Origin of the sequence: Bdellovibrio sp. SKB1291214, from assembly GCF_002209355.2 — a bacterium.
Classification (GTDB): domain Bacteria; phylum Bdellovibrionota; class Bdellovibrionia; order Bdellovibrionales; family Bdellovibrionaceae; genus Bdellovibrio.
Window position 1 is genome coordinate 3,463,517 of sequence record NZ_CP106855.1, and the last position, 12,432, is coordinate 3,475,948.

13 protein-coding genes are annotated in these 12,432 nt (G+C 45.0%); 3 read left to right on the forward strand and 10 right to left on the reverse strand.

Annotated elements, in window-relative coordinates; genetic code table 11:
* Positions 1–268 precede the first annotated feature (268 nt).
* The 3 genes from B9G69_RS17045 to B9G69_RS17055 all read left to right on the forward strand — a co-directional run bounded on the left by B9G69_RS17045 (position 269) and on the right by B9G69_RS17055 (position 3,847).
* Complete coding sequence (locus tag B9G69_RS17045) at positions 269–943, forward strand: response regulator transcription factor (protein ID WP_088615634.1); 675 nt, start codon at positions 269–271, stop codon at positions 941–943.
* A complete protein-coding gene (locus tag B9G69_RS17050) occupies positions 924–2,336 on the forward strand; it encodes an ATP-binding protein (RefSeq protein ID WP_265437862.1) in 1,413 nt (470 codons plus the stop codon). The genes B9G69_RS17045 and B9G69_RS17050 overlap by 20 nt, the downstream gene beginning before the upstream one ends.
* 110 nt (positions 2,337–2,446) lie before the next feature.
* Positions 2,447–3,847, forward strand: a complete 1,401-nt coding sequence (locus B9G69_RS17055; protein ID WP_265437863.1) for a hypothetical protein — start codon at positions 2,447–2,449, stop codon at positions 3,845–3,847.
* 35 nt (positions 3,848–3,882) lie between these two features.
* On the opposite strand, the gene B9G69_RS17060 is transcribed toward B9G69_RS17055, so the two are convergent.
* From B9G69_RS17060 to B9G69_RS17105, 10 genes are all read right to left on the reverse strand, one after another.
* Positions 3,883–4,596 (reverse strand): ABC transporter ATP-binding protein, encoded by a 714-nt coding sequence (locus B9G69_RS17060; RefSeq protein WP_088615632.1) that lies wholly within the window; start codon positions 4,594–4,596, stop codon positions 3,883–3,885.
* Positions 4,596–5,372, reverse strand: coding sequence for an ABC transporter ATP-binding protein (locus B9G69_RS17065; RefSeq protein WP_088615631.1), 777 nt, complete (start codon positions 5,370–5,372; stop codon positions 4,596–4,598). Before B9G69_RS17065 ends, B9G69_RS17060 begins: the two co-directional genes overlap by 1 nt.
* Positions 5,347–6,327, reverse strand: coding sequence for a branched-chain amino acid ABC transporter permease (locus tag B9G69_RS17070; RefSeq protein ID WP_088615630.1), 981 nt, complete (start codon positions 6,325–6,327; stop codon positions 5,347–5,349). The genes B9G69_RS17065 and B9G69_RS17070 overlap by 26 nt, the downstream gene beginning before the upstream one ends.
* Entirely contained in the window at positions 6,328–7,230 is a 903-nt protein-coding gene (locus B9G69_RS17075) for a branched-chain amino acid ABC transporter permease (RefSeq protein WP_088615629.1), read from the reverse strand.
* Between the two features lie 40 nt (positions 7,231–7,270).
* Entirely contained in the window at positions 7,271–8,392 is a 1,122-nt protein-coding gene (locus B9G69_RS17080; RefSeq protein ID WP_265437864.1) for an ABC transporter substrate-binding protein, read from the reverse strand.
* 77 nt (positions 8,393–8,469) lie between these two features.
* Entirely contained in the window at positions 8,470–9,459 is a 990-nt protein-coding gene (gene pfkA, locus B9G69_RS17085) for a 6-phosphofructokinase (protein WP_088615627.1), read from the reverse strand.
* A gap of 424 nt (positions 9,460–9,883) precedes the next feature.
* Entirely contained in the window at positions 9,884–10,156 is a 273-nt protein-coding gene (locus tag B9G69_RS17090; RefSeq protein ID WP_088616511.1) for an HU family DNA-binding protein, read from the reverse strand.
* A 171-nt stretch (positions 10,157–10,327) separates the two neighbouring features.
* Positions 10,328–10,573: a DNA gyrase inhibitor YacG gene (locus B9G69_RS17095; RefSeq protein WP_217897724.1), complete on the reverse strand. Its 246-nt coding sequence runs from the start codon at positions 10,571–10,573 to the stop codon at positions 10,328–10,330.
* Positions 10,574–10,695: 122 nt separating this feature from the next.
* Positions 10,696–11,427, reverse strand: coding sequence for a hypothetical protein (locus B9G69_RS17100; protein ID WP_088616510.1), 732 nt, complete (start codon positions 11,425–11,427; stop codon positions 10,696–10,698).
* Between the two features lie 176 nt (positions 11,428–11,603).
* Entirely contained in the window at positions 11,604–12,350 is a 747-nt protein-coding gene (locus B9G69_RS17105; RefSeq protein WP_088616509.1) for a prolipoprotein diacylglyceryl transferase, read from the reverse strand.
* Between the last annotated feature and the right edge of the window lie 82 nt (positions 12,351–12,432).

The window sequence follows — 12,432 nt, forward strand, 5'->3', positions numbered from 1 at the left end:
ACGAGCTCACGGTTAAGATTTAATCAAAGAACCATGTCGACAGGCCCGTGACCCCGGGCCTGTTTCTTTTTCTTAATGGTCAACCCGAAATGCCCCACATAAGCTTTAAAAGCCCGTAATATTGGGCAATAAGCCCCAAAAACAGCGATTAAATGTGTGTAATAATAGGCTTTTTAGCAATGTTTATTAAAATTGATCCTTTTGTTTAGAAACAAACCTGATATACATTGGATCAAGTTTTAAACAATGTTCTGAGGGGTTTTCGAAAATGAGATGCTTAGTAGTTGAAGACGACAACGAGATCGCAACGATTGTAAAGCAAGGCTTGGGAGAGCTGGAAGGTGAAGTCGAAGTTGAATCAAACGGTAGACGTGCCTACGAAAGAGCTCTAACAAATCATTACGACATCATCGTCCTAGATTTGATGCTTCCAGAAATGGATGGTTACACGTTCGCCAAATCTTTGCGTGAAAAAGAAATCAACACGCCAATCCTTATCTTGAGTGCATTGCGCGAACTTGATGACCGTCTTAAAGGTTTGAGCATGGGTGGCGATGACTACCTAACAAAACCATTCGCTATGGCAGAACTGCAAATCCGCGTTAAAAACCTTTTGAAACGTGCTCAGAAAGCTTCTGAAGTTACTCAATTGGTATTCCAAGATTTGAAATTGAACCGCTTGAACCGTGACGTTGTACGTGCGGGCCGCAAGCTTGATCTTCAAGAGCGTGAATTCGTTCTTTTAGATTTATTCATGAGCAATCCAAACAAGATCATCGGAAAACAAACGATCCTTAAGGAAGTTTGGAATTATGATTTCGATCCACAAACAAACGTGGTAGACGTATTGGTATGCCGCTTAAGAAACAAATTGGAAAAAGACTTCCCTACAAGACTTATCTATACTGTCAGAGGTGTAGGTTATGTCCTTAAAGGGTCTTAAACCCACGTTATTCAGAATCAGTACCAAGCTGACGCTTGCGTACTCGATGGTACTGATTCTAAGTTCTACGTTGATCTTTAGTTTCTTATACTTTCAGATCACTCACTCGCTCCAAAATCAGGAGCGAGCTATCCTTGAATCAAAAACAGAAGAATTCGCAAATCGCATAGAAGTAAACGGCATGGCCGACTTTAAGCAGTATTTCGAATTGCTGCGCAAATATGACCGGGATGCTTCACTCATGGTGGAGGTTTACGGCGGTCGCAGCGAGCTGTTATTTGCTCACAGTCCAACTCCTAATTTTGAGATTAATAAAGATCTTTTGTTGAACGAGCTGAATCGTCACGGCGAAAAGTCCTTTGATTTTTCATTGCCAGAAAAATCAAGCACTGAAGCGGTTTTGGTTTTAGGTCGCAACTTGAAAAATGGCGAACGCTTAGTTGTCGCGAAAAGCACTGAAGGCATGGGGAAACAGCTTCGCAATTTGCAAAAGCTATTTTGGTGGTCTTTAGTTCCGGTGGCATTGATCGGTTTCTTGGGTGGATTGTTTCTATCAAATTCCACACTCAGCCCGGTGCGTGAGTTGATCAACTCAATGAAAAAGATCGAGCGCGGTTCGTTGTCTACTCGTGTACCGATTGGTGGCAGTGACGATGAATTGGAAGAGCTGAAACTTCTGTTCAATAAGGCTCTCGATAAAATTGAAAATCTGGTAAATGGTTTGAAAGAAGCCTTTGACCACTTAGCTCACGATATTCGTACGCCGGTGACTCGTTTACGTGGTCGTGCAGAGATTGCGTTGACCAGTGAAGGCGACGTGGAATCCTATCGGGAAGCTCTACAAAGCTGTTTTGAAAACTCAGATAAGATTCTAAGCTTTTTGCAGGTTTTGACGGATATCACTGAGGCTGAAAACCGCAGTAAGAAACTTAAGATCGAAAAGAAATTTGTGAGCGACCTGGTCCGCGAAATCATGGACTTGTACGAGATGGCTTTCGAAGAGAAAAACATCATCGTGACTCAAAAGCTTGATTCTCATGATTGGGCAATGGTTGATCCGCGTTTAATCAGCCGAGTGATCGCAAATCTTTTAGATAATGCCCATAAGTACACTCCGCCAGGCGGTGAAGTTATTATTGAAACCATCAATCAAACAGAAAGCGTGATTTTAAAGGTCACAGATTCTGGCCCAGGCATTGCGCCTGAGGAGCACAGTTTAATCTGGCAAAAGCTTTATCGCAGTGACAAGAGCCGTTCTGAATACGGAATGGGTTTGGGTCTCACGTTCGTGAAGGCGGTCGTTGAAGCTCACGATGGTAAAGTCAATATCAAGAGCCCGGTTAAAGATGGCCGCGGTACCGAGATGGAAATCACTCTTCAAAAAATGGCTTAGTAGAACAGATCTTGTCTATGCAGCGTTAAAACCCGCAGAAATGCGGGTTTTGTCGTTTTGGCAGCTGCGCGTTTCATTGCCTTCCTGGAATTTTATGCGAAAGTAGGCCCATGCCTGAAAACCAAGAAAATGCCTCCTGCCTGAAAGTAAGCAAAGTGATTCTCTTTGCTATGGGACTTCTATTTAGCTGCGTGTTTTTCACGTTTCTGACTATGCATAATGATCACGTGCAAATGTTGTTGAAAGCCTTCCGTGTTATCGATGAGGGGCAGTGGTCCCACTTTGGGAATGCTACTACGGGTATGGGATTTTTACCGGGGAGTTTCTTAACGGCAGTTTCTGCTATTCCGATGCAGATTTATTTCTCTCCTTATTCTGCGTTGGCAGTGATTCTTTTATTCCATGTGATTTCTTATTTTCTTTTTGCCGACGTCCTTAAGAAAAATTTTAAACCCATTATCTTGGTGGATTTCCTGTTGCTGTATTGGTTAAGTCCATGGCGTGTTGAGCAAACGGAGCTTTATAATCCAGCTTATCTTTTCCTTTTTTCGGCGGTGCACTTCTATACCTCTTATCATATGAACAAGAAAAGTTTCTGGATGACGTTTTTCCATGTGATGGCCGTGGGATTCTGTGTTCAGGTTCACTTTTCTGTTTTGATGTTGGGTTTATTGTCCTTGGCTTTGTGGGGATTTAGATACCTAAAGGTGAATTGGTGGGGATTCATCGCGGGGAGTGCCGTTGTCGGACTAAGCCTTGTACCCTGGTTCCTGGCATATCTGGGACATCGCGAACTGGCGGTGACGGTGAATAAAGATTCTTCAGGGTTTATTGGTAAGAACTTCGTTCTGGTTTATCCTGTTTTGAAAGGTATTTCCTATTGGATTCGTTACGGGGCTATTTCATACGGACGACATATCTTTAGTGAGATTAATTTCTTGTGGATACAAGATTTGACTGTTCAAAAGGTCGTGGGCGGAGCCTTCCATGGAGCGAAGTATTTGTTCTCAGCAGTGACAGTGGTTTTCAGTGCCGTGGTTCAATGGCGTATTTTTAAAAATGTGTGGAAGCAGGACCATCCCTTCCGTCGCGGGCAAGATCGCACCGAGATTCGTGGTGAAAAAGGCATTTATCTTTACGCGTTTTATTTCTTTTGCGCGATGATTGTTGCGACGGGATTATCACCTGTGGAGTTTAATCATTGGCATTTGATTTTGGCGTTTCCAATTATCACAGTTTTGATCACGATTGCTTTCAATAAGCTTAGAGATAAAATGCCAGCGAAGCGTTTCAAATGGATTTATGCCAGCATCCTAGTCGTGTTTTGTATGTTCAATATTTTTGGAGCTTTGGGCAGTCGTGTGCATTCTTACCAGTCAAACTTCCACAGGGAAGTTTTGCAGCTGTATAAGGAGTATCACGAGTTCCCAGAGAATAAGACCAACAATAACTATTTGAACTGGCATCGCGAAGAAAAAGCGGTAGAACCGCCCACAGGTCCGCAAGAATAGAGAAGGCACCCGTAGGTGCCTTTTTTTATCTAAGATTATACACCTAAATAAGACTTTCGAACTTCATCGTTGTTCAAAAGGTTGATACCTGAGTCCTGCATTACCACACGACCTGTTTCCAATACATAGGCACGGTGGGAAATTCTTAATGCTAAACGCGCATTCTGCTCAACCAAAAGAATCGTCATTCCGTCTTGGTTCAGTTTAGTGATGATTTCAAAGATTTGATTCACGATCAAAGGTGCTAGGCCCAGTGACGGTTCGTCCAGCAGCAGGATTTCGGGTTTGCACATCAGTGCTCGACAGATCGCAAGCATCTGTTGTTCGCCACCTGACAATGTGCCAGCCATTTGCCACAGGCGTTCTTTGATGCGTGGAAAAAGCTCCAAGCACATCTCAAAGTCTTTCTTAATGCCGTCCTTGTCGCTGCGGTGATAAGCGCCCATTTCAAGATTTTCTAAAACTGACATTTGAGCAAAGACTCCGCGGCCCTCAGGGGACTGCGCGATACCAAGCTTTACGCGTTCATGAGTTGGGACTACCTGCAGGTTTTTACCATGCAAAGTGATGTTACCTTGCGATGGCACCAATCCCGATAGGGCACGCAAGGTCGTTGTTTTACCTGCGCCGTTGGCTCCAATAAGGCTTACGATCTCGCCCTTGTTCACGTGGAAAGTGATGCCTTTAAGCGCTTGGATGGAGCCGTAATAAACGCTCAGGTTTTCTGCAGAAATAATTGGCGGTTGCATTAGTGAGTCTCCTCGACGCCCAGGTAAGCCTCGATCACTTTTTTAGAGTTTTGAACGTGTTTAGGAGTGCCCTCTTCGATTTTAACACCGTGATCTAAAACCACGATGTTTTCGCAGATACCCATCACCAATTTCATATCATGCTCGATCAACAGAACTGTCAGATTAAACTTTTGACGAATTTGCGCAATCGTTTCCATCAACTGATGAGTTTCGGAGTGATTCATCCCCGCGGCTGGCTCATCCAGCAAAATGATCTTAGGATCTGTGGCCAACGCACGAACGATTTCCAGCTTACGTTGTTGTCCATAGGGCAGACTGCTCGCAGATTCATGGGCTTTAGATTGCAGGGAGAAAACTTCCAACAAAGACATTGCCTTGTCAGTCATCTCTTTCTCGGTTTCGATAAAGCGCTTTGTTTGGAAAAGGGCATCCATGATCCCGTACTTCACATGTTGATGAGTCGCGATCAGAACATTTTCCAAAACGGTCAGATTTTTAAACAGGCGGATATTTTGGAAAGTACGAGCAATGCCTTGTTGAGAAATTTGCCAAGGCTTCAACCCGTTCAAAGAATGACCGTCCAAATGAACTTCACCCTTAGTGGGTTGATAAACTCCGGTCAGCATATTGAAGGCCGTCGTTTTACCGGCACCATTCGGTCCGATCAAACCTGCAAGTTGTCCTTTTTTAATTTGAAAGGACAAGTTGTCGACGGCTTTTAGCCCGCCGAACTGCATAGTAATACCTTTAGCTTCTAGCAGAACGTCGGACATATTTTCTCCACAAGTCAGTAATCTCAAGTTCACCCATGATGCCTTTTGGACGAAGAATCATCACAAGCACCAAAGACAAAGAATAAATAACCATACGTAAATCCACGCCCGTCAGTTCCTGTAAAGGACGAAGAGCCTCTGGCAAGGTCGTTACAAAGATGGCTGCGATAATCGAACCCGTCATCGAACCCATGCCACCCAAAACAACCATGATCACCGCATTTACACTTTGCAGGAAGGTGAACGACGATGGATTGATAAAGTTTGTAAAGTGGGCGAATAAAGCTCCTGCAACGCCAGCAAAAAAACTTGAAAGAACAAAGGCGCGAACTTTCATACCTGTTGTATTGACGCCGGTTGATTCTGCGGCGATTTCGTCTTCACGAACGCTGAGGAAGCCGCGACCCCACGAAGACTTCATGACTCGCCAGATTGTAAAGAAGCAGATCAAGATCCAAAGTACAGCAAAGGCATAAGACATATAGAAACTAGAAAATCCTGGGATATTGGCGAAACCGCGAGGTCCACCCAAGAAATCCATGTTCAAAAGGGCAACACGAATAATTTCCCCGAAACCTAAAGTAACAATCGCAAGATAGTCACCTTTAAGACGAAGCGAGGGAAGACCGACTAAAAATCCTGCCGCTGCAGCGACCAATCCGCTGCCAATAGCGAAAACAAAAAATGACAGACCTTGCAGGTTTTCGGGCAAAAAGTTCCAATTCACTGAGGCGTATGCCGTAAAGTACGCGCCAATTGCCATGAAGCCCGCATGACCCAGCGAAAACTGTCCTGTGTAACCATTGACCAAATTTAAGCTCATTGCCATCAAGCAGTTCACGGTGATGAATAAAACCATCAGCTGAATGTATTCATCAAAACCATATTGAAAGACAAGACCGAAAACTAGAATGGCAATAAAAGAGAGAAGGGGATTCTTGAGAGCGCGAACCATCTACACTTTCTCCACAGAATATTTGCCAAGCAAGCCGGCAGGTTTAAAGATCAAAATCGCAATCAAGATACCGAATGCTAAAGCATCGCGGTAAGTGGATGAAAGGTATCCAACGACCATTTCTTCGGATAAGCCCATGATCAATGCACCCAGGACGGCACCACGAACATTGCCGATGCCACCCAGGACGGCAGCAACGAAGGCTTTCATACCAATCATCATACCCATCAACGGATCGATTTTTGGATACTTCATTCCCACCAAAACACTGCCCACGCCCGCAAGTGCCGAACCGACGATGAATGTGAAGGCAATAATTTTGTCGGGATTTACACCCAGCAAACTTGCCACCGACGCATTCGCGCTGACGGCGCGCATGGCTTTGCCAAGTTTTGTTTTATAAATAAGAAATTGCAGTCCTATCATTGCTAGGACTGAAACTGCCAGGACCGTCAGGTCAAAAGATTTTAATTCAACGTTGCCGAACGAGATGATCACAAAATCTTTCATCACTTCAGGAAAAACTTTAGGATCGGCTCCAAACACAACTTGTCCGCCGTACTCTAATAACAAGCTCACACCGATCGCTGTGATCAGGATATTTAACTTGGGAGCATTGCGAAGAGGGCGGTAAGCGAACCTTTCAATCACAAGACCTAAAAGGCTGCAGATAACCATGGAGGAGATAAGAAGGATTGCCAATGAACCCACGCCCGGTTCAGCTTGGATTCCAAGAGCGCGAGCGATATAGAAAGCTCCAAAGGCGCCCACCATGTAAACGTCAGAGTGGGCGAAGTTGATCATTTTCAAGATTCCGTACACCATGGTGTAGCCAAGGGCGATCAGTGCATAGATGGAGCCAAGGCTAATACCATTTATCAAATGCTGTACGAAATCGTGCATGTCTGTCCTTTGTAACAGGGCCTTTGAAGCGGGTGGCCTCTTACGGAGTTACCGTCGTAATGTACTTACGATTTGGTCCATCTACTTGAATCACCACAGCACTTTTCACGGCGTCGCGATTATCATTCAATGAGATTTTTCCAGTCACTCCCGGGAAATCTTTTGTTTTCGCTAGTTCATCACGAATAGCTTTGCCTGACAAGTCTGGAGCGCGTTCTATCGCGGCTGCCAAGATTTTTGCAGCATCGTAACCCAAGGCTGCCAATGAATCCGGAGTTTCGTTGTATTTAGCTTTGAATTTTTTGATGAACTCAGTCACTGCAGGATCTGTCGACTCAACCGTATAATGATTAGAGTAGTAATTTCCGTTGATCGCTTCTTTGCCAATCTCATGAAGTTTGTCAGAATCCCAGCCGTCGCCACCCATCAATGGGGCTTTGATTCCCAATTGACGAGCTTGTTGTGCGATCAAGCCTACTTCAGTGTAGTAGCCTGGAACGTAAACAGCTTCTGGATTTTTAGAGCGGATTTGCGTCAATTGAGCTTTGAAATCAATATCGCCTGCTTGATAAGAAACGTCAGCGACGATTTCACCGCCACGTTTTTTGAAGTCATTTAGGAATGCATCAGCTAAACCTACAGAGTAATCGTTTTTTACATCACGAAGGATCGCTACTTTTTTAACTTTCAAAGTTTCATTGGCAAATTTCGCCATCACAGAGCCTTGGAAAGGATCGATAAAGCAAACGCGGAAAACATAGTCACCGATTTTAGTGACATCTGGATTCGTGGAGGCGGGAGAAACAAAAGGAACACCTTTTGCTTGAGCAATGGGAGCTGCCGCTTTCGAGCGACCGCTGGCAACACCACCAAGGACAGCTACCACTTTATTTTGAGTAATCAAACGAGTTGTCGCGGCAGCGGCCTCTTCGTTTTTACCTTGGTCGTCCATGGTTTTAAGTTCGATTTTTTTACCTTTGATACCGCCAGCCGCATTGATCTCGTCAAATGCCAAGCGCACGCCTTTGTTAGAGCTTAATCCGAAAGTGGCATCGCTACCGGAGAGTGAATCGTATTCACCGATCATGATGACGTTATCTTTTTTTGTACAGCCAGCTAGCAAAGGAAGAGCTAGCAAAAGGGAGACGAACAGACGTTTCATTTAAAGACCTCTTATGTAAGTGCTAGAACGCGAATAGCGTTTAGAATTCAAGCATCTACAAAAGAGGTCAAGAGTTTTTAAGTCGCTAAAACACTTGCAAGGCTGATAAGGTCAAGTTGGGCTTTTTTCTCGTTTTTCGTTACAATGTCGAGAGGTACTTCGATCAACTTTTCACCGTCAGTGCCGATCATGATGTCGCAATGACCTTTTAGCAATGAATCCACGGCGGCAGCACCCATGCGGCTTGCAAGGATACGGTCTGCTGCAGTTGGGGATCCACCACGCTGTTGGTGACCCAAGATGCAAACTTTTGCATCCCAGCCAGTTTTCTTACGAATGGCATCGGCCAAATCGTAAGCGCGTCCCGGTTTTTGTCCCTCTGCCGTTACAAGGATAGAGCTTGTTTTACCACGAGCGATGCCGTCTTTGATGCGATCAACAGCTTTATCCACTGTTGTTGAAGATTCAGGGGCGAAGATTTCTTCAGCACCGCCAGCAAGGCCCACGTAAGAAGCGATGAAGCCAGAATTGCGACCCATCACTTCAACGATGAACAGACGATCATGAGAAGCCGCTGTATCACGGATTCTGTCAATCGCTTCCAAAGCCGTGTTCACAGCCGTATCAAAGCCGATGGTTTTATCAGAACCAAAGATGTCGTTATCGATTGTGCCCGGCACTCCCACGATCGGAATTTGATGTTCTTCCCAAAGAGCATGAGCCCCGCGGAAGGAACCATCACCACCGATACATACAAGGGCGTCGATGCTGTGAGCTTTCAAGTTAGCAGCGGCTTTTGCGCGGCCTTCGGGCTTTGTGAATTCAGTCGAGCGACCTGTTTTAATAACAGTACCGCCACGCTGAATGATGTTGGCAACATAACGTTGGTCGATAGATTCAATGTGATTTTCGATCATGCCGACATAGCCTTGCATAACACCGAACACATCGAGTTTGTTTGCGATCGCCGCACGAACTACTGCGCGAAGAGCTGCATTCATTCCCGGAGCATCGCCACCGCTTGTATAAACACCTAATCTTTGGATTTTTTTACTGAAAGTCGCCATTGCGAAAGATTAGCTCTGTGCGCCGGAAATTTCAAAGGGAATCCCCGTGCTCTACGCATTCCGCGACACGCCATCCGGGCTCAGCCGTGGCTCGCCTTCGGCGAGTGCGCGCCATCCGGGCGCCCACGGAGGTCGCTGCATGCGCAGAGCACGGGGATTCACTTTGAAATTTCCTGTTCAGTGCTAATTAACGGTGGGGATCTTTAGAAAATGTATCGCATGAAGCGGAGTGTTGTATCCTGCGCTGGTGGTAGATCCAGTGGTGTCGCGGGTTGCGTACGTTTTGGTGGGGATTGTGTAACTGGATGTTTATGGGTTTCTTGGGGCGTAGGATGAAATGGTGGAGAGTGAGTAAGTGTTTTGGGAAATAAAAAAGGCGCTCCCGGGGGAACGCCTTTTAATGATTTTAATTAGTGTTAACTAATTACTTAACCATTGATTTGAATTCAGCGCCAGCGCGGAATTTTGGAGCCCATGCAGCTGGGATTTTGATTGCTTTACCAGTTTGTGGGTTGCGACCAGTGCGAGCTTTACGTTTAGCTTTAGTGAAAGTACCGAAGCCTACTAGTTTAACATCGTCACCTTTTTTAACTGCTTTTTTGATGTTCTCTACTGCGCAGTCAAGGATAGTTTCTGCTTGAGCTTTAGAAACTTTAGTTTCGCCAGCGATTTTTTCGATCAATTGAGCCTTGTTCATGTGAACTCCTCTTTGTGACACATTTGTGTGTCCCCGTTGTTAATACATCCTGATGATAAATTCTCGTCTTCCAATGACTTTCAAATAACAAATTAAAAATGCTTGTTCGTCAATAGCATTTTGCGAAAAAGGCTCGCACAGCCAATTTCGCGTGCATGTAATTAACGTTGATTAATGTTTGTGACTGCTTCCATCTTCATCATCGTCGTAAGCATCATCGATGGAAGTTAAAGAATCACTTGAAGATTGATTGCTCACGGGAATGCGATATCCCTCGGAAGCCCATTCACCAAGATCAATCAGACGGCAACGTTCCGAACAGAATGGTCGCGCAGGATTTTCCGGTGAGTACAAAGCGGGCTTGCCACATTGTGGACACTTAACCATTTTTGGTTGGGGTTTTTCAGATTCGCTCATGAAGTAAATATTTGCGCAGAGTTGAAACGAGATCAACCGATTGTGCGGCTTTGCCATGCGAAAAGAAAAAACCACTTGAGGGGGGAACTCAAGTGGTTTGAAAAGTTAGATTGATTTTTGAACTAGTAACGAGTCAGTACACCTGTCGCGAACACTGTACCCTTACCGTTGCTGTCAGGATAAGCAAGTTGGTAAGTGATATTAGCGTCGTTGATCGAACCAGTTGGGACCTGGATTTGGATCAAGTGCAAACCGCCTGCATTCGTTGCAGCACCATTCGAACGAATTTCAAAACCTTTGCTGGAGTTGATCAAGTTGTAAGTTACGTTTTGAATCAACGCGAGTGGGTTGTACGCCATGCCGCCGCCATCGATACCGTAGCTGAAGCTAAAATATTGTTGTGAAGGAATCGCAGTAAAGTAGATGGATGGAGCCATTGTGTTGCTCATATCAAGTTGGAACATCAATGAACCATTTGTCCAAGCATCACAACTTGCATACCCATAGTTACCGCCCCAGATGTTGCGGTCACATACTGCCATCGCTTCTTTCAAGAACTTCTTGTAGACAGAAGAGTTTGTGATCTGAAGTGATTTGCGTGCGTTTGGTTGAACCGCCACTGGCATTTTTGTGTAATAGTCCACTTGGAACCAGTACGTGTAGTCGTAAAAGCGCATAGTCGTTACGCCGGGGCTTACGATTGTGCCGTTGTTGTTAACACAGTATTGACCATTCCATGTGGAGTTCACACAGTTTGGAACAACGGTGCCACCACCGCCGCTATCATTGTTGCTACAGCCAACGAAAGTCGCTAGCGATGCAGCCGTGACTACTAGTAGGATGAGCTTTTTCATAAGTACCTCTCTCTTAAATATTCTTCTTCGATACTTATGCAATACACGGGACGTGCCACGGGCAACTCTGCGTACGGATTCGTTATTTGCGATTTGAAGGGTGATGAAGTGTTGAACTCTTTAGACACTTCGCCAATTTGTGTCACCTTTTGTCGAAAGTCTCAACATGAGACACTTTAACCATTGGAATCTAGAGGCTTTTTCCAAAGCAGCAAAAGTCCCAAGATAATAAGACCCCAGCTGATCCATGAAGAGATGGAAAAGCCCACGGTAGGACCTCTAAAGTCGTCGCGGAAAGACTCCATAATCAGGCGGCCCACACCGTGAAAGATCATCCACGTATAAAAGATGCGCCCTGGCGCCATAATAAGTTTGATTTCGGAACGTGCTTTTTCCAGTCCTATTAGTGTTAGGACAACACCTAGTTCCCAAAGAACAGCATAAAGTTGAGCGGGGTGTTTGCCTGATACAGCCCAAGGTAAATCGCAGGCTCTGCCATAGCAGCAACCAGCTAAGAAGCACGCGATGCGACCCAATCCATATCCAAGAGCCAGCACTGGAGCCAGGAGATCCAGATATTTTTCCATCTGATCATGGGCTTTGAAATACAGATATCCAATACCTACCGCGCCCGACAATAAGGCTCCGCCATAAAAAACAAAACCGCCGTCCCAGAAATATAAAATACGCAGATAGTTTTCTTGGTAGTAATTGAGGTTTTCATAAAAGACGTGAAACAAGCGTCCACCAATGAAACCAAACACCATGATCAAAAGACTTAGGTCGAGTGTGAGTGTGGCGTTCAAGTTTTTTTGACGACTTCTTCTAACAATCCATAGAAGGCAAAGTGCAACCACGACACATATTACAAGGTAATATGTGGGAACATGGATTTCAGAAGAGATTTGGATCGTAGGAAGCAAGCTAACTCCTAACACCGACGATGGACTTAATTTTTGAAAAATTCCGAAGAATTATCAAGCTAAACTACCATATACAGATGTC